This is a genomic window from Pseudoalteromonas sp. NZS71 (assembly GCF_015864715.1).
In the GTDB taxonomy this organism is placed as follows: domain Bacteria; phylum Pseudomonadota; class Gammaproteobacteria; order Enterobacterales; family Alteromonadaceae; genus Pseudoalteromonas; species Pseudoalteromonas arctica.
This window is the reverse complement of the sequence record NZ_JADYWS010000012.1, coordinates 35,088-53,170: the sequence shown is the minus strand read 5'-3', so window position 1 is coordinate 53,170 and position 18,083 is coordinate 35,088. Positions and strand designations below refer to the sequence as shown.

Annotated in this window: 13 protein-coding genes and 1 pseudogene; 11 read left to right on the top strand and 3 right to left on the bottom strand. The window is 37.5% G+C overall.

Translation table 11 applies throughout. The annotated features are described in order from the left end of the window. Positions 1 to 135 precede the first annotated feature (135 nt). Complete coding sequence (locus tag I6E85_RS09750) at positions 136 to 3,345, bottom strand: AAA family ATPase (protein WP_024590866.1); 3,210 nt, start codon at positions 3,343 to 3,345, stop codon at positions 136 to 138. Positions 3,346 to 3,604: 259 nt separating this feature from the next. Between I6E85_RS09750 and I6E85_RS09745 the strand changes: the two genes are divergently transcribed. Both I6E85_RS09745 and I6E85_RS09740 read left to right on the top strand, forming a co-directional pair. Continuing rightward, positions 3,605 to 4,012, top strand: coding sequence for a hypothetical protein (locus tag I6E85_RS09745; protein WP_024590867.1), 408 nt, complete (start codon positions 3,605 to 3,607; stop codon positions 4,010 to 4,012). 293 nt (positions 4,013 to 4,305) lie between these two features. Then, positions 4,306 to 5,556: a sodium:proton antiporter gene (locus I6E85_RS09740; RefSeq protein ID WP_024590868.1), complete on the top strand. Its 1,251-nt coding sequence runs from the start codon at positions 4,306 to 4,308 to the stop codon at positions 5,554 to 5,556. A gap of 122 nt (positions 5,557 to 5,678) precedes the next feature. Here the strand turns inward: I6E85_RS09740 and I6E85_RS09735 are convergent, their stop codons facing one another. Continuing rightward, entirely contained in the window at positions 5,679 to 6,209 is a 531-nt protein-coding gene (locus I6E85_RS09735) for a hypothetical protein (RefSeq protein WP_029769897.1), read from the bottom strand. A 379-nt stretch (positions 6,210 to 6,588) separates the two neighbouring features. On the opposite strand from I6E85_RS09735, the gene I6E85_RS09730 reads away from it, so the two are divergent. The 3 genes from I6E85_RS09730 to I6E85_RS09720 all read left to right on the top strand — a co-directional run bounded on the left by I6E85_RS09730 (position 6,589) and on the right by I6E85_RS09720 (position 10,037). Continuing rightward, complete coding sequence (locus I6E85_RS09730) at positions 6,589 to 6,996, top strand: hypothetical protein (RefSeq protein ID WP_024590869.1); 408 nt, start codon at positions 6,589 to 6,591, stop codon at positions 6,994 to 6,996. Between the two features lie 558 nt (positions 6,997 to 7,554). Further along, positions 7,555 to 8,853, top strand: coding sequence for a porin (locus tag I6E85_RS09725; RefSeq protein WP_010553489.1), 1,299 nt, complete (start codon positions 7,555 to 7,557; stop codon positions 8,851 to 8,853). 257 nt (positions 8,854 to 9,110) lie between these two features. Continuing rightward, entirely contained in the window at positions 9,111 to 10,037 is a 927-nt protein-coding gene (locus I6E85_RS09720) for a LysR substrate-binding domain-containing protein (protein ID WP_010553490.1), read from the top strand. A 116-nt stretch (positions 10,038 to 10,153) separates the two neighbouring features. Here I6E85_RS09720 and I6E85_RS09715 read toward each other — a convergent pair whose 3' ends face one another. Beyond that, positions 10,154 to 11,839 (bottom strand): BCCT family transporter, encoded by a 1,686-nt coding sequence (locus I6E85_RS09715; RefSeq protein WP_196812472.1) that lies wholly within the window; start codon positions 11,837 to 11,839, stop codon positions 10,154 to 10,156. A 371-nt stretch (positions 11,840 to 12,210) separates the two neighbouring features. Here I6E85_RS09715 and I6E85_RS09710 point away from each other — a divergent pair, with 371 nt between their 5' ends. The 6 genes and pseudogenes from I6E85_RS09710 (at position 12,211) to I6E85_RS09690 (ending at position 18,010) form a co-directional block, all read left to right on the top strand. Continuing rightward, positions 12,211 to 13,401, top strand: coding sequence for an aromatic ring-hydroxylating dioxygenase subunit alpha (locus I6E85_RS09710; RefSeq protein WP_010553492.1), 1,191 nt, complete (start codon positions 12,211 to 12,213; stop codon positions 13,399 to 13,401). Beyond that, on the top strand, positions 13,401 to 14,825 hold the full coding sequence (locus I6E85_RS09705; RefSeq protein WP_024590871.1) for an aldehyde dehydrogenase family protein: 1,425 nt from the start codon (positions 13,401 to 13,403) through the stop codon (positions 14,823 to 14,825). The genes I6E85_RS09710 and I6E85_RS09705 overlap by 1 nt, the downstream gene beginning before the upstream one ends. Before the next feature lie 99 nt (positions 14,826 to 14,924). After that, positions 14,925 to 15,086: pseudogene (locus I6E85_RS20985) on the top strand (rubredoxin); the annotation flags it as partial. Next, positions 15,075 to 16,337 carry an FAD-dependent oxidoreductase gene (locus I6E85_RS09700; protein WP_306790321.1) on the top strand — a complete coding sequence of 421 codons (1,263 nt, stop codon included), beginning with the start codon at positions 15,075 to 15,077 and terminating at the stop codon, positions 16,335 to 16,337. The pseudogene I6E85_RS20985 and the gene I6E85_RS09700, both read left to right, overlap by 12 nt. A gap of 3 nt (positions 16,338 to 16,340) precedes the next feature. After that, positions 16,341 to 17,663 carry an FAD-binding oxidoreductase gene (locus I6E85_RS09695; RefSeq protein ID WP_010553495.1) on the top strand — a complete coding sequence of 441 codons (1,323 nt, stop codon included), beginning with the start codon at positions 16,341 to 16,343 and terminating at the stop codon, positions 17,661 to 17,663. Next, the gene (locus tag I6E85_RS09690) at positions 17,660 to 18,010 is read left to right on the top strand and encodes an ethanolamine utilization protein EutQ (RefSeq protein WP_024590873.1); all 351 of its coding nucleotides are present in this window, start codon (positions 17,660 to 17,662) and stop codon (positions 18,008 to 18,010) included. The genes I6E85_RS09695 and I6E85_RS09690 overlap by 4 nt, the downstream gene beginning before the upstream one ends. Positions 18,011 to 18,083: the final 73 nt, after the last annotated feature.

Genomic DNA, 18,083 nt, shown 5'->3' with positions numbered 1-18,083 from the left:
AGATAAATGATGTGTTATTGGAGGCTGATTAACTGTAAAGTCAATTTTTTAACTTTACAGTTAATCAGAGCAATTTATCAATACAATTGCTCGTTTATTTATTGCAGAATTATTTCTATGTTTATTAACTGGAAACTAATGTTTTACTCTTTCAAATAATGGTTTCCACTGATTGTTACCTCTTCCTGATGAATGCAAAACGGGTAAAGAGTTGTTAGGGCAGTTTCTAGAAAATACAACTAATAAGCCTTGTTCTTCATATCCTAAAGGTCGTTGTTTATCTATTTCGCTGCCTAATCTCATGCAAAGCTCTTTGGCTTGGAGCATCTCTTCATTATTTTCCCAAATTGTATTATGTTCATTAAAAGCATAGTGTGTGTTAGAGATTGTTTCACATACGATTAGGTCAGAATTTTCATCTAGATCTGTTAATACTTTACGTACTTTATCTTCCCCTTTGGTTGTTGCACATACAACACCAAGGAGAATAGTAGTATTAGCGTCATGCAACACTGAGCCATTCCTTTGATAAAAACTTTTGATATTTTCAGATAAGCTTGTTCCACTACCTATAAAATCATCAACAATTAATATTGTTGATATTTCCTCTGGAACGGCTAATTTTTTTTGTAAAATATGATCAATTTCAGTAATGTCTTTAACACATGTAGAGCTAATTAAATTCTCTTCTGCATAACAGGCTGCGAATTGAGAGCCACTTTTACCAGCACCATCTACGTAAGTAATCCATATATCTTTTCTGCGCTGGGACTTACTTTTTTGGACTACGACGTCTAGCTTCCTACGGACTTTATTGTGTAGATCTTTCAATGAACTTCTTATTTCAGATTCTTTATAGAACCTGGTATGTTTAAGTAACTTAAATAAGAGCCTTTGATGTATGTGACTAGGCACTTGTGAAAGCCAGTCTCTAATTATGTGATTAGAGAATTTAATTCCTCTGTAATCAGGCCATAAATCTAATAGACTATGAATTTCTTCATCCTGAATATAAGCATCATCTTCTTCTATTTGTCTTCTTTCTGCTAATTCGTCACCTAATTTATCAGCGATTAAGCTATTAAATCCATGGTTAACAAGCCATCGCTCAAAAAGAGGTATTATTATTTTATATTCACTATTTAATTCTTCCATAATTCCGCGACGGCAAAAATCGCTTAAAATGGGTAAAATCTCCGCTTCTTGGATTTGTCCAGAATACACTTGGCTCTTAATATGCTCTACATTAGCATCTAAGTTTAATCTTTTCGCTCTTGCGTATCCTACCAGTACCCTACATCGTTTAATTGTAATGATCTCAATTTCATCTAAATCACTAGAAATACCATCTCGCCAGAAGTGTTGAAAAGCATTCACATCTAACTCAGGAATAAGTTTTAGAATCGCTGTTTCCACTTCCGCGTCAGATATTTCAGAGTCTTTAGAGATCACCGCATTATCAAATACTTTTGAGCATATTTGTTTTGTAAAATATGGATGACCATTAGAATAGTAATAAATTCTTCTAATGGCATTGTCTAGCCAAGTAATACTTTCTCCAATATTAGCTTTAATTAGAGCTTCATAATCTTGCCATTCAGTTTCTTGATTAAATTTATCAATTGGCTCTCGTGTAAACTTATTTAGTTTTTCACCTTGTGATGACATAACAAATGACATCCTTTCTGCGCCAATGAGGCAAAAACAAATATTTCTTTTCCTACTTATTGCACGTAAATTTAAGAAAAATGTTTCAGCTATCTCACTGTATCGATATAAATCTTGGTTAATTTCATCAAATTCATCGATAATTATTAAAAACCGCTTTTTAGGGGCAAATCTTTCTAACTGGGTAACTAATCTAGATATAGGGGCTAAAGATCCATTCATTTCTTTCGCTTCCCATTTCGCCTCAATGGGTAAATGTTGAGATAAGAACTCCTCAATTTCATGACCTAAAGCATTTACAGTTTCGACTGCAGATGGGTATTTAAAATCCCCGCATTCAATATTTAGAACAAAACAATCATTATGTGATTTTATAATTTCTTCTTCATATGCCTTAGCTAATGAGCTTTTACCAACTCGGCGTTGACCTGTTATATAACTAGATTGCATTTTACCTGCAGCAATTAGTGAAAATAGGCGAGCAATTTTATCTTTTCTACCGTAAAAATCATTACCCATAGCAATATCTAAATTATATGGACTGATGTCTCTGATCGTTTGCCAATCAATATTAGACGATTGAGAACCTACTCTTACAGTCAATGTATACATTTCTTCTGATGACTGACCAATCACATTCCAAGTGATTAATATTTCGAAAAATATTTCCTTTTGAGGTTCAGTTAATAAAAAAGAAAGTGGAATAACAAAATCTCCCATGGAAACACTTCCAAGATCTATCTCTTCATTTATTAATTCTGCATTAGTGCAGCTTATATGGGCAATGACTCTATCTGCCATTCCAGGTCCAACATTGTGGACTGGAATTACGAGCCTTATTTCCTCATTTACTTTGTGAAGTGGGTATTTTTTATCTAATGTGAATTCATTTCCTTTTCTACTATTAATTTCACATTTAAATTGCTCATAAGCTTTTTCAGCTTCACTTTGTATAATTTCATCAATTGAACATAAAAAAGGTCTAAAATAATTTATTGTAATAATTGTAGGATACAAATCACAATATTGAATTTCATCTGAAATCAGATCTCTTAAGTCTTTCAAACGCCGTGTGAAATTGTTGTTATTAGTTTTTGAGAACTCCAGAACTTGAGTTAATACCGCTTCTACTGATGCTCTAATTCTAGAGTAATCATAAGAAGCGAAATAAGATTTTACAGTGTTATCACCAAGAGCTTTTAATATTAATTGCTTTTCAGCGGATATGGTTTCTATTTTCGCATGAACATTTAATAAGCATTTTAGTTTTTCACAGCAGAAATCATGGACTTCATATAATTTATCCAACTTGAGATAGGTCTGATCTTGTCTATTTATGTCAAAACGTTTGTAAAAATCGGATAATTTTGGTTCTATCAAAGATATAATTTTAGCGTCTGCATTATTCCCACTCGTTTGTTTTGGAAAAAAATGTGGGACAGCTGTTAACCTTAAAATTAAAATAGATATATGTCTTAAACTAGCACTTGCACCATTGTCTGAAATCTCTTGAATTGTTTCAACTAATGTCAGAGATGTGTCTAAATTAACTGCGGAGTATTCTTGCAGTATAGATCTGACGCCTAGTCTTGCTAGTTTTAAACTATCATCAGTTGACGTTGCGGTTATGCTATTTATTATTCTTTCTACAGCTAGTGTAGCCTCAAAGTCATTCAATTTAATATCCCTTTTAAATGTCACTCAGTTCTTTTTATTTAATACAACTACAATCGATGACCATATATTATTTCTTATTTAGATTCAATTGTTTACTAAATTTAGTATAGATACGGACTTTTATTTATTGTTAGACTAAAGTCTATAGGTTAGATTTATTCACTTATTAGGTTTGTTTTAATCGTTTGTCGGTTTTGTGTTAATTCTCTAAAGTTCAGTTGTCGGCAACAAGCACGGCTTAACCAACAGGACTACGACCATGAAACTTACTCTTATCAAAACTATCGCTCTTAGCTCACTACTTACATGTTCAGCTGCTGCAATGGCTGAGCAAAGTGATTACAAATTAATGGTTATTGAAACTGCAACAGCGCCACAGCCACTTGAGCAATCATTTAATAGCTGCGCACTGAATGTTAAGTCAAAAAATTACGCTGAGGCTGAAGCAATTTGTACTAAAGCAATCGCACTTTTAAAAGACGCAGATGGCCCTAAATTTAAAGTACGCCAACTTACATCGTTTGCATTAAGCAACCGTGGTGTTGCACGTTTAAAAGCGAATAACGACACTGCAGGCCTTGCTGATTTATACGAAGCAAACCAAATGTCTACAAGTACAATGGTATCGCACAATTTAACTCGCGCTAAAGAAGATCTTTCTTTATAAGTATTTTATAAATGCTTTTATAAAGTGCTTACCAAAATCATGTTATAAAATAGCGAGAGTAAAAAAACCCATGTTAGGTTAATTCCTAACATGGTTTTTTTTGTTTTATTTAACGCGTAAGTTAATACCTTAAATACGTTAATAGAGTAGGGTGTGTATTTATAATTAATATTTTGGGTATGCTTGTTTAGGCTACGCGAATATAATGCGAGATAACCGTATAAAAAATAATAACCCTTCTGCTTTGCTTATTTTGAGTAAGGCATCATTAAATAAATATTGAGATTTAAACCATGGCACCAGGAACCAGCCTAAGCGTACTTGAAATAAGTGCGATATTTTTATCAATTACCGCGTTACTCACCTATGTAAACCATCGCTTTATTGGCTTGCCAACAACCATTGGCGTTATGGTTATTTCGATGCTTTTATCTATCGGCGCTATATTTTTGGGCTTTTTAGGGTTTGATGATCTTATAGATTACGAAGTGAGCTTGCTCGATCAGTTAGATTTTACTGAAGTTTTGCTCGATGGCATGCTCTCTATGCTGCTTTTTGCTGGGGCGCTACATGTAAATGTTAGCGATTTAAGGCGCTATAAATTGCCAATAGGTATTTTGGCCTGTGTTGGTACGTTGCTATCAACGGTTATTATTGCTGGTGCGCTTTATTTAGTACTTCCTTTGCTTGGTTTTGATTTAGCGTTTATTTGGTGTTTACTATTTGGCGCATTAATTTCGCCAACTGATCCTATTGCGGTAATGGGAATTTTACAATCTGCGGGTGCGCCTAAAAGTATTGAAACCGTGATTGCGGGTGAATCGTTGTTTAACGATGGTATCGGCGTGGTTATTTTTGTGCTTTTATTGGGTGTTTTATCAAGTGGTGATATTCCTACAACCTATTATGTAGCGCACACGCTGGCGGTTGAAGCCGGTGGCGGTATTGTTTTTGGTTTGGTATTAGGTGGTATTTTATATTACTTACTCAAAAGTATTGATAGTTACCAAGAAGAAGTACTACTTACTTTAGCGGGTGTTATTGGTGGTTATGCACTTGCAAGCCATTGGCATTTGTCGGGCCCACTTGCAATGGTAATGATGGGGCTAATGGTGGGCAATCATGGTCGTAGTATGGCTATGAGCGACAAAACACGCCATTACGTTGATTTATTTTGGGAGCTGATTGACGAAATTTTAAATGCCATTTTATTTGTACTCATAGGGCTTGAAGTCGTCATGATTGCATTTTCGAGTAATTTATTTATTGCTGGTGGCTTAACAATTTTAATCGCGTTACTCGCACGTTTAATTGTTGTGGGTATAACAACCACTACATTTAATAAGCAATTAGAGTTGCCATCTGGCGCGTGGAAAGTTTTAACCTGGGGTGGCTTGCGTGGTGGTATTTCGGTTGCACTGGTATTGCAATTACCTGATGGGAACGAGCGCGATATTTTGTTGGCTCTTACTTATGCGGTTGTGGTGTTTTCTATTTTAATTCAGGGTTTGAGTATTGGTAAAGTAGCCAAAACTATCCGTTAAATATAAATTGGTTAGATCAAACCTGTTAAATGTAATTTTTTAAAAAGCGTGTGAAATAGCTGTATCTCACACGCTTTTTATTTTTCTTATAAAACAAAAGGGAGTTAAAACGTAAAACTGAGCTACACACCGCTGTAAATATGTTCTTGTGCTTCCCAGTAGTCGCCATCTATTTGGCGTGCTCGAGTAAATACTTCTATTTTAAATGGCTTAAAGTGATAACCCGCACCTATACCTGCGTAACCGTCTATGTCGTTGTTCGATTTTTCTATTTGGTAGGTGTTATCGCCCCTATCGTTTTTAAAGGCGAGTTCGAACAGATCTAAGCCAAGCTCGGCGTATATAAAAAAGTCATTGAAATAACCAAGCTTCATGCCATTGTCCCACGTTATAAATTCTTCTTGCTCGCCTTGTTTATTATCGATTACTGCCGCGCCAATTGCGCTTGTAAAAACAACACCAAAGTTACTGTAATTTTGCTTAACCATCATTTCTACACCTGTAGATGTAATGCTGCTATCGCCATTGAATTCTGACTTTATAAACATACCGGTGTTAGGCATGTTGTTACCGAGCAAAAGCCTTGCGTTAGCATTTTGGCTAAATGATAAAAGCGTGCTTAATAAAACAAAAAGAGGAAGTATGTGTTTCAAAAAAGTTAACCCATTAATGATGAAAAGTTACCAGAGCCGTAATTATAAATACATAACTTAGTATTGCATGTAATTAAATGTATAAATTTGTTTGATTGTTACTCAGCTATGCAAAAGCAAGGTGCTTAAAATAAAACCGATTAAATAAAAGCATAAATAATTATATGCATTTTAAAATGCAAAGTAGCGATTTTAGGCACGTAAGATAGTGCGTAAGTTATTTAAATATATAGAAAAAGTTTAAACGTATTAGACTAAGGTCTATAGGTTAATTTTTCTCACTTATTAGGTTTGTTTTAATCGTTTGTCGGGGTTGTGGTAATTCACTAAAGTTCAGTTGTCGGCAACAAGCACGGCTTAACTAATCAGGAATATGACCATGAAACTTACACTTATCAAAACTATCGCTCTTAGCTCACTATTAACATGTTCAGCTGCTGCAATGGCTGATCAAAGTGATTACAAATTAATGGTTATTGAAACTGCAACAGCGCCACAGCCACTTGAGCAATCATTTAATAGCTGCGCACTGAATGTTAAGTCAAAAAATTATGCGCAAGCGGAAGAAATTTGTACTAAAGCAATCGCACTTTTAAAAGACGCAGATGGCCCTAAATTTAAAGTACGCCAACTTACGTCATTCGCATTAAGCAACCGTGGTGTTGCACGTTTAAAAGCGCATAACGACACAGCTGCACTTGCTGATTTATACGAGGCATCAAAATTGTCTAACAGCTCAATGGTATCGCACAACTTAACTCGCGCTAAAGAAGAGTTATCGTTATAAAAAACCTTTATAACGCGTTTTATAAAGTACTTACTAAAGCATGATATAAAATAGCGAGAGTAAAAAAGCCGATGTTGGGTTAAACCCCAACATCGGCTTTTTCGTGTTTATAGCATTGATAAAATGCATTACATACATCATCACAATATAAAAGTAACACTCCTCATATAACGCCCAGCATCCCTTGTGTTTTAAATCTGTGCACTTATAGCCTCGCTTAGAATTAATTGATGATTAATTCTCATGGTGACCTATCAAAAAAGTAGTTTGTTTGTTGCTGAAATGTTAAGCAGAATTTGAGAGCTAATTTTAATAAATAATAAATGTGGTTAATAATTATTAGTCATATTTAATATACCGAAAAACATCTGTTTTTATTAGCATTATTGCTTTTACGCGGTTGGTTTTAACGTGTGATTAGGCTTACTTTTTAATGGAATTATTGTTTTTTTTGTAATTGTATTATTGCCTGTTTACGTGAATACAAAGCTAAAAGTAATAAAAAAACGAGTAATGCTACACATAATAAAACATCAACACGGCACACAAGGACACACAATGAGAGCTTTTAAACTATCGGCTTTAGCCGTTGCTATGGGGGTTGTTACCTGTAGTGCTAATGCAAGCGATGATCTAGACACAGTTAAACAGCAATTAAGCGAATTACAGCAACAGGTTGAAAATTTACAGCTTAAGCTTGCAAACGCCAATAAAAATGAAATAAATGCCATAAAACGCAATACTGAAAAACTATCAAATAGTGGCGAGGCGCAAGATGTTGTAGCTGAGCAAAAAGCAGGAGGAATAAAAGTAGGTGGGGCTGTTCGTACTAACTACAGTTATACGTCGTACGAGGATGGCAGTAAAAACAGAGGTGGGGATTTTGATTTTGATATTTTTAGGATAAATTTTACAGGCGATGTAGGCGGTGTAAAACTAAATGCCGAGATCCGTTTTTTTGATTATATGACCGCAGTTAAATATGCTTATGCAGCATATGATTTTGCTGACATTTGGCAAGTACAAGCCGGTATTACAAAGGTACCATTTGGTAATTGGCCTTATAATTCGCACAGCTATTTTTTTAGTACTAATTACTACATTGGGCTCGAGGATGACCACGATTTAGGGGTGATATTTAAACGTAAAATAGCAGATAATTGGCAGCTTGATTTAGGCTTTTTTAAAAATGATGAGCTAGGTGGCATAGATGGCTATGTTGATAACCGTAGTGATCGTTATTCATATGATGTAGTGGGTTTTAGGGGCGCACAGGAGGGGACATACGCAGAGCTTGATAATCCACTTGCTGAATATAATACATTTTCCGCGCGTTATGGCTATCATATTGAACACGATAAAGGGAAGACTGAGGTTGGCTTTTCTGCTTTAAGTGGTGGATTACATGATGGTGTAGACAGAGCGGGTGATTATTATGCGTGGGCAGTGCATGTGAATAGTAATTTAGGGCCGTGGAATTTACAGTTTCAACATGGCGAATACAATTACGATATAGAAAACGCAAACACCATGGCTGTAGGTGCGTACTCGTTTTATGACAGTATTGCTGCTGAGGCGACTACAACCAATGCAAATATTGCTTACAACTTACCTGTAAAATGGGGGCCTGTAACCGCTTTGCAGTTTTATAATGATTACGGAGTAATTTACGATAAATCTGATAGCAGTGCAGATACTTGGATGAACGTAACAGGGTTTTCAGTTGCTGCCGGTGGATTGTTCACCTATTTTGACTTAGTACACGCTAAAAACCAGCCGTTTGTTGGTGGCTCAATTGCTGGTGACAGCGATGAAACTGAGCGCCGTTTTAATATTAATATTGGTTATTATTTTTAAAAAAGAAGAGCATAAGCTTTGCTTGAAATAAGTTTATGCTCTTATATTACTTTTTATAATCGGTTACAGTGAATTAGTCTATTTGAGATGATAGGTTGCTGGCAATCGACTTGGTAGAAAAACTCAAGCGAACAATGAGTTGACCACAACAATTACCTGCAAATTACTCACCTTAATTTATACCTTATAAACGTGTATGTATTCTCAAATTGGTTGGTCAGTCGTTTCTATTGAGTAGAGACAAAGTAGGAAGCTATATGAAAATTAATCCGTTACCGCCGTTAAATAGTTTAGTGGCATTTGAAGCGTCTGCACGACATTCAAGCTTCACTATTGCTGCAAAAGAGTTAAATGTGACGCAAGGGGCAATTAGCCGTCAAATTCGACAATTAGAAGAGTACTTAGGTAAGGCTATTTTTATTAGAGCAAGCCGAAGTATTCATTTAACACCAACGGGGCTTCAATATTATCAGGCAATCAGCCGCTCTTTAGTTGATATTGCAGATATAACTGGGCAAGTTAAAAAATGGCAAGGTGATAAAAAAATAACTGTAGCAACAACAAATGCCATGGCTTCGTTATGGTTGTTACCTAAAGTCGCCGAGTTTCAAAATTTACACGATGATATTGATTTGCGTATTTTAGCCTCCGATAACGAGGTTGATTTAAACCGCTTGGAGTGTGATCTCGCTTTATTTTACTGCAGAACCCAACCTGCCAATATGAATATAACAACGTTGTTTTGCGAAGAAGTTTTTCCGGTGTGTAGCCCTTCTTATTTAGAAAAAATAGGCAGTCCAACTAAACCGGAAGATATTTTTACTAAAACAATTTTACACCTAGATGAAACACAAATGGGCTGGGTTAACTGGGAAGAGTGGTTTGCGGGTGTTGGGCTTGAGCAACTTGAGCCAAGAAACCGTATAAATATTAATAACTACCCAATGCTTTTACAAGCTTCAATTAACGGTCAAGGCATTGCATTAGCGTGGGGGTCACTAGTTGATGAATACTTACAAAGTGGAGTATTGATCCGGCCAACAGAACATGTACTTACTACAGGTTCTAAGTTTTCTATGATAGAACCTAATAATCGTGGTCGTATGCCAACAAGCGTTAAGCACTTTAGAGAATGGTTGTTACAACAAATTCCAGATGAGGTAGGTGAACGAGGACTCGTTTAATTACCCTCTGTTGTAAGGTTAGAATTTGGCGTTTAGATTCTGATATTTAATAGTATGAATGCGCTGCCTTAGAAGCAAACCTAAGAGCAGCGCGTATTTTTTGATCATTTAGCAGATTAGTTGATTGTATTAGTATGCTTTATTGGTTCATCGAGTTGATCTTTACCAGGGCGAACATGTTGTGGAAGCATTGCCCAAGGTTTTGGCTCGCGTCGAATGCTATAAAATAGCGTTACACCCATCATTAAAATAAAAATCGAGATAGGAAAACCAATAATAATGGAGGCAAATTTAATTGCTTGTAATCCACCTGCATAAATTAATACCCATGAAATTACCGCAATTGCAACTCCCCATAAGACACGTATAGATTTAGGTGGTTCTGTATCGCCTGCGGCATCAAGTATGCACAGGACTAACGTTCCTGAATCTGCAGAGGTGATAAAGTAAGTTGCGAGCAATATACACGCTAGAATACTGAGTATCGTCCCTAATAAACCTTCATCTAAGTTATTAAATAATGTAAACAGTGCGCGCGTGCTATCTTCTTTTGTGGCCTTAAGGACTGTTCCACCTATAAATACATCTTGCTTAATTACTTGCTCTGAATTGCTTACTTGAGCTGCAACGTTATTTTGTTCAAAGGCGTTTCGCTCGTCTTGCTCTATTTTTAATGCACTGCCACCAAATACAGATAACCAAAGAAATGCAATGGCTGTCGGTGCTATCAGTGCACCGCCTATAAGTTCACGAATTGTGCGACCTTTAGATATACGGGCAATAAACATGCCTACAAATGGCGCCCAGGTCATCCACCATGGCCAGTAAAAGCTAGTCCACGAACTTTGCCAATTGGTGTCTTTTTGTGTGTCGGTCCATAATCCCATTTGCACAATATTTTGAAGATAGTTACCAGTGCTTTCGAAAAAAATATTAAAGATGTATCGAGTAGGTCCAATCGCTAAAACAATTAATACTAATAATAGAGAAAGCAGCATATTCCACTGCGATAATAAACGAATACCTCGGCCAACCCCTGAAAGCACTGAGCCAACAGCGATGGTACATAAAGTAACAATTAAAATAGTTTGTGTTGTTAGGCTTATATCAATACCAAAAGTTTGTTGTAATCCGGAGTTTATTTGTATAACACCGAGGCTTAAAGTTTGGGCTATACCAAAGGCAGTTACAGCAACGGTAATAATATCGGCAATATGACCAATTGGGCCGTAAATACGTTCCCCTACGATAGGATATAAAATAGATCTAAAAGTGAATGGTAGGCCTTTACGATAAGAAAAGTAAGAAAGGGCTAGTGCGACAATAACAAAAAGTGACCATGGATGAAGACCCCAATGATAAAAAGTTAGCTGCATTGACATTGAGGCTGATTCGTCGGTTAACCCTTCGGTAAATGGATTATCTGCGTAATGCCACATAGGCTCTGCGACTGACCAAAAAACTAAACCTATTCCCATCCCGCCTGAAAACAACATTGAAATCCAAGCCCAAAAACTAAATTCGGGCTTGTCGTTATCGTTTTCGCTTAATCTAATATGGCCATAACGACTAACCATAAGATAAATCAAAAAGGCGACCACGAGCGAAACTAAGCCAATAGAAAACCACTTCATATTATAAAGTAAGAAAGTAGCGAGAGTTTCAAAGTAGTGACCTGCTTTATTAGCGAGTATCACAATAAATAAAATGAAGGCGATTAAAATTACTTTGGAAGCAATGGTAACCGTGGGGTTGAGTCCCTTAAAAATTCCGGACTTAGCTCTTATTGTGGAGTGTGTCATGTGTTGTCCTGTGAGTGTGTGTTTTTATTGCTTTTTGTTAAATAGTGTTTGAAAACTAGAAAATTTACCACCTCATTACAAATTATAAATTCTCATCAATCCATGAGTTTTAGTTATACATGAGATTTAGTGCTATTACTCTAAAGCCTTTTCAGGTGTTAAGTTCAACAATTATGCATGATAAAAACTCATCGATAGGTAGCGCAAAAATCGTTTGTTTAGTGCGCTGTTGTTAATCAAAATCAAGTCAGTTGATAACAAAATGTAGTTATGACCTGAGAGTTTAATTTAAATAAAAACGCTTAATTTGTTTTTCTTAAATTAAAAGTTAGGACTTATCTTTCATCACACACACCGTTTGGAGAAATAGCATGAGCAATGTAAAACAAAAAATAATCCCTATTCAGCAGATTGATCGTGTACTTAATCCTATTCATGAGGCCACAGGGATGCCTAATGAGGCTTATACCAATCCAGAGTATTTTAAATTTGAACGCGATCAGGTTTTTGGCAGCACATGGGTCTGTGTTGGTTTCGCTTCTGATTTGACAAAAAATGGTTACGTAAAGCCAATTAACTTTATGGATTTACCACTTTTACTAATGAAAAACCGCCAAGGCGATGTGCAGGTTTTTCATAATGTATGTAGTCACCGAGGCATGAAGCTGATTCATGAAGAGGGTGAAGTACAAGGCATGATCCGCTGCCCTTATCATTCTTGGACATACGATCTGGACGGTAACTTAAAGGGGACTCCTCATATTGGTGGTATTGCAAAGCATAAAGACGAGCGCTTTAAGTGTGAAAATCATGGGTTAAAAGCACTGCGCTCAGCCATTTGGATGGATATGGTTTTTGTTAACTTGTCGGGCGATGCTGCAAGTTTTGAAGAGCACATTGCACCGCTTGAAAAACGTTGGGAACAATTTATTGGTAATGACGGTTTAGATTTATTGCGTCGCGTAAATATGAGCGGACACATTGAAATAGAAGTAAATAGTAACTGGAAACTAACAATAGAAAACTTTTGTGAAGCCTACCACTTACCTTGGATACACCCCGCTTTAAATAGTTACTCTAAGTTAGAAGATCATTATAACATTATGTTTAATGAGCATTTCTCTGGTCAGGGTAGCTTAGCGTATAACCTTTCTGATACCGCCGGTACACACTTACCTAAATTCCCTAACTGGCCTGAGGACAAGTTACGTCAAGCCGAATATATTGCGCTATTTCCTAATGTTTTAATTGGCATTCAAGCCGACCATGCATTTGCGATGATGATTGACCCGGTAAATACCGATAAAACAGTTGAGCGATTACGCATTTTTTATGTGGGTGACGAGGCAATGAAAGATGAATATGCGGCATGTAGAACGTCGACCGTTGAGTCTTGGCGCGTGGTATTTAGCGAAGACATTATTGCGGTTGAAGGCATGCAGCAAGGACGTTACTCTCCTGGATTTGGTGGTGGTGCTTTTTCTCCGGAAATGGACAAGCCAACTCACTTTTTTCAAACATGGTTAGCAAAACAAGTTAAATCGGCGACGGAGCAAGAGTGATGGCACATTACCTTAATTATATAGGCGGTCAATGGCTTAATGCTGATACCCATATAGATGTAATTAATCCTGCATCTGGGCAGTTATACGCAACAATTGCCAGTGCGACGATTAACGATGCAGATAAAGCGATGGCAGCGGCTAGACAATGCGTTAATAGCGGCGAGTTAAACGATATACGCCCTGCGATGCGCACACACTGGATGCTCAATGCGGCGCAAGCAATAAGAGATATTGCTGATGAAGGGGCGCTCGAGCTATGTCGCGAAAATGGTAAATCTTTGCAAGATGCTAAAGACGAATTTTTAGAATCGGCTCGCTATTTTGAATACTACGCAGGTATGGCGGATAAACTCGAAGGTACCTCTATTCCGCTTGGTAAAGACTACATTGATTTTACTCAATATGTGCCTATGGGTGTATCGGTTCAAATAGTGCCTTGGAATTTTCCAGTGTCTATTTGTGCACGCTCTTTAGCCCCGGCGCTTGCTGCAGGTAATGCCGTAGTTATTAAATCCCCTGAAATATCACCAGTAGGCATGGTGTATTTAATTAGGGCACTTGAAAACTGTGGTTTTCCTAAGGGATCAATAAACTTACTTTGCGGAAAAGGCTCAGTTATAGGTAACCATTTAGTTGAACACGCTGAAGTAAATCAAATTGTTTTTACGGGTTCAGTGCCTACAGGGCAGCATATTCTTAAAGCATCTGCTGCGAGAGCAACACCTTCAGTAATGGAATTAGGCGGTAAATCTGCCGCTATTGTTTTACATGATGCTGACTTACAAAACGTTGTAAGTAGTGTACGCAGCGGGATATTTTTTAATGCTGGACAAGTTTGCTCTGCTATGTCGCGTTTATTAGTACATAAAAGCCGTTATACAGAAGTGAAAGACGCAGTGGTAAAAATGGCTGAAAGCTTATTGATTGGCTCTGGCGAAGAGCAGGCTGATTTAACGCCTGTTGTCTCAAAAGCGCAGCAAATCAGTGTTATGGCAATGATCGAGCAAGCTAAAAAAGAAGGCGCAAAAATCATCACCGGTGGCTATATACCTGATATGCCTGGCTACTTTGTAGCACCAACCATAATTGAAGCAACGCCAGAAATGACAATAGCGCAAGAAGAAGTATTTGGCCCTGTACTTGTTGTTATGCCGTTTGATACAGACACTGAAGCTGTTGCTATTGCTAATGGAACCGACTTTGGTTTAGTTGCGGGTGTGTTTGGTGAGGGCTTAAACCATGTATTTAATGTTGCTCAGCAACTTAGAGGTGGCCAAGTGTTTGTTAATGAATGGTTTGCCGGTGGTATTGAAACCCCTTTTGGTGGTGTGGGCTTGTCTGGCTTTGGGCGAGAAAAAGGCCAAGAAGCAATTTATAGCTATGTTCAAACCCGCAATATTGCGATTCGTTTGCATCATTAAAACAATATTTCGGCTTGTTACTCGCATTCACTTCTTATTTTTTTATTCAATAAAGTGAATGCAACAGGTGTTTTAAATAAAGTCAGTAGGATGAGAGATATGAAAAAATGGCTCTGTATTATTTGTGGTCTTATTTACGATGAGGCTCAAGGCTGGCCAGCTGATGGCATTTTACCAGGCACTCGTTGGGAAGATGTACCAGAAGATTGGGTCTGCCCAGATTGTTTAGTAGGTAAAGCTGATTTTGAAATGATGGAGATCACACAAGACGACGTTCAAGTAGCGAGTCATGTGGAGCTAATCGAGCAGGCTCAACCTATTGCAGCACAAGACCTAAAATCAGACATTACTTTAAAACCGATTGTTATTATTGGCAGTGGGCATAGTGGTTATCAAGTAGCGGCAGCACTTCGTAAGCAATCTTCAACGGTCCCTATTACTGTTATTACTGCTGATAACGGCGCGCTTTATAGTAAACCGGCACTATCTAATTCATTTGCATTAGGTAAAAGTTGTGACGATTTACAAAATGAAAGTGCGTTAGAGTGGGAGCAAAGGCTTAATATTCGTGTCTACCCTCATACTCGAGTAGAAAAGATTGATAGGAATAAGCAGACCCTAAATACTAATATTGGCAGCTATGAATATAGCAAGTTAGTACTAGCCACTGGTGCTTCTGCTATTAAAATCCCGATTGCTGGCGATTGTAGTAATGTATTAAGTATTAATGATTTAACAGACTATCGCTGTTTTAAAAATGAGCTTACAGGAAAAAAACGCATCGCTATTCTAGGTGATGGTTTAATTGGCTGTGAATTTGCCAACGATTTGAGTGCAAGTGGTTATGACGTGAGTGTAATTGGTTTAGGTAAATGGCCAATTGAGCGCTTAATTCCACAAATATTAGGAGAGCGTTTAAAGAAATCATTGACCGATATTGGGGTTTCTTGGTTTTTAGAAGACAGTATTTCTCATATTGACGCTGAGCCTGATGGAAGTTCTCAATTACATTTACAAAGTGGAAAAGTAATTGAAGCTGATTTAGTTATATCGGCCGTTGGCTTAAAAGCAAATACAGCATTAGCAGAGCAAGCTGGCCTTGAAGTTGGCCGAGGTATAAAGGTTAACGACTATGGTCAAACAAGTGATGAAACTATTTTTTCATTGGGTGATTGCGCCGAGACAAGTCAAGGCTGGCAGCCATTTATAGCGCCAATTAATCAGCTTGTGCCTTCATTGGTTTCTTGTTTATTAGGCGACTTGACCAAAGCTATTTTTACATGTTCACCAGTGATAGTGAAAACTCCAATCATGCCTTTATCTATTTATCCTGCGGCAGTAGGGGCACTTGGTGAGTGGCAAATAGAGCAGATTGATGATGGTTTAACTGCTCGGTTTTATTCTGTTGATGGTTTATTACTAGGTTTTGCCCTTTTGGGTAAACAAGCTCAGATAAATAGAAGCCACTTACTTGAGCAGCTTAATACAAAACAGCTTACTGTAGCGGAGTAATAAATGATTCATTTACCAAACGATGATGCTACATGTGGTTGGTATCATGCAATAACTAAAACACCAGAAAAACCTAGACTAACAGGTGAACAAACTGCCGATTACGTTGTACTAGGTGGCGGGTTCGCTGGACTTGCAATGGCTAGGCGACTAGCTTTGCATGCGCCTAATGCACGTATTATATTGATTGATGCGCAGCGTATTGGGCAAGGAGCATCGGGTCGAAACTCAGGCTTTGTAATTGATCTACCGCATAAATTTTCATTAGAGCATCCAGATCCTGCGCATAAGCAAAAGCTACTTAAGCTTAATCGCTCAGCGATAGATCAGCTTTCGAGTTTAGTATCGCAATATAAGATTGATTGCCAATGGTCTGCAGCTGGTAAATATCAAGGTGCAGTCGGTGAGCGTGGTGAAGCTTACTTAGATCATTTTGAACACTTGATGAAAGATTTAGGTGAGCCTTACCAACATATAAATGGAGATGATCTTTCTAAAGTATTGGGTACAAACTATTACAGTCGCGCTATTTATACACCTGGTGGTTATTTAGTTCAGCCTGCGGCTTTAGCATGCGGGTTAGGAGATAACCTTCCTGATAATGTTGAGGTATTAGAAAACTCGCCAATAAATAACTTATCTAAAGAGCATGGGAAGTGGCTACTGCACTCTAAGCATGGTGTAGTTAAAACACCTAAGTTACTACTTGGTACTAGTATATTTACGCGAGAGTTTGGCTTTTTAAAAAATCGATTATTACCTGTCATGACTTTTGCTAGTTGGACCAGGCCTTTAAACGATGATGAAATGAAAGCGTATACCGGGTTGTTAGATTGGGGCTTAACACCTGCAGATCATGCTGGCACAACGATAAGAATGACAGCCGATCGCCGCATATTAATTCGTAATACTTACAAGCATGTCGATAAATACGGTGCTAGTTCCACTGTAAATGAAAATGTGCGTAAACAGATTCAGGATGATCACCGTAAAGTGTTTTTAGCACGTTATCCTCAGTTAATTGACGTTCCTTTTACCCATTCGTGGGGAGGTACTTATGCAATTTCTCGTAATTTTACCAACTTTTTTGGCGAATTAGATGATGGCGTATATGCCAGTGCATGTGATAACGGTGTAGGCATTGCGTGGGGGACAGTATCAGGAACATTATTAGCAGATTTAGTGATGGGCGAACAATCAGAATCCCTCGACGATATTCAACACGTTACAGGTATGCCCAGCCTTAATCCTCCAGAGCCGTTTTTAGGTATTGGTGTTAAAAGCCGAATTAGTTTAGCTAAATGGTTAAGCCGGAGCGAAATATGAAACAAGTTAAATTAGTAGATAGTAAAAATCTAGATTTTAATATTAGAGGGGAGACCCTTGGTATGGCTTATGTGGCACGAGCTTTAAGCACAGAAATATCACCTCACATTGGAGTGGGTTTTGCTAAGTGGGAAGGGGCGAAAGTTGCTTGGACCGTTTTATACGATGAAGTTATTTTTGTAATTGAAGGGTGCTTTGAGCTAACTGCAAATGGAGAAACGCATTTGGTTCATCCGGGTCAAATGTTATGGATACCTGAGAATACAGAATTGGTATACGGCGGGCATGCGTTATTTGGCTATGTGGTACACCCAGGTAATTGGAAAGAAATACATGGAATAGTTTGATTTTTAAATCTACACATAGTTCCTGAGCCCTTAGTGCAACCAAACTAAGGGCTTTTTTAATATATTAGAGGAA

Bases quoted from the DNA above. Each gene is read 5' to 3' on its own strand.
- I6E85_RS09745 (WP_024590867.1), top strand. From the start codon at position 3,605: ATGAAACTTACTCTTATCAAAACTATCGCTCTTAGCTCACTACTTACA.
- I6E85_RS09740 (WP_024590868.1), top strand. From the start codon at position 4,306: ATGGCACCAGGAACCAGCCTAAGCGTACTTGAAATAAGTGCGATATTT.
- I6E85_RS09730 (WP_024590869.1), top strand. From the start codon at position 6,589: ATGAAACTTACACTTATCAAAACTATCGCTCTTAGCTCACTATTAACA.
- I6E85_RS09725 (WP_010553489.1), top strand. From the start codon at position 7,555: ATGAGAGCTTTTAAACTATCGGCTTTAGCCGTTGCTATGGGGGTTGTT.
- I6E85_RS09720 (WP_010553490.1), top strand. From the start codon at position 9,111: ATGAAAATTAATCCGTTACCGCCGTTAAATAGTTTAGTGGCATTTGAA.
- I6E85_RS09715 (WP_196812472.1), bottom strand. From the start codon at position 11,839: ATGACACACTCCACAATAAGAGCTAAGTCCGGAATTTTTAAGGGACTC.
- I6E85_RS09710 (WP_010553492.1), top strand. From the start codon at position 12,211: ATGAGCAATGTAAAACAAAAAATAATCCCTATTCAGCAGATTGATCGT.
- I6E85_RS09705 (WP_024590871.1), top strand. From the start codon at position 13,401: ATGGCACATTACCTTAATTATATAGGCGGTCAATGGCTTAATGCTGAT.
- I6E85_RS09700 (WP_306790321.1), top strand. From the start codon at position 15,075: ATGATGGAGATCACACAAGACGACGTTCAAGTAGCGAGTCATGTGGAG.
- I6E85_RS09695 (WP_010553495.1), top strand. From the start codon at position 16,341: ATGATTCATTTACCAAACGATGATGCTACATGTGGTTGGTATCATGCA.
- I6E85_RS09690 (WP_024590873.1), top strand. From the start codon at position 17,660: ATGAAACAAGTTAAATTAGTAGATAGTAAAAATCTAGATTTTAATATT.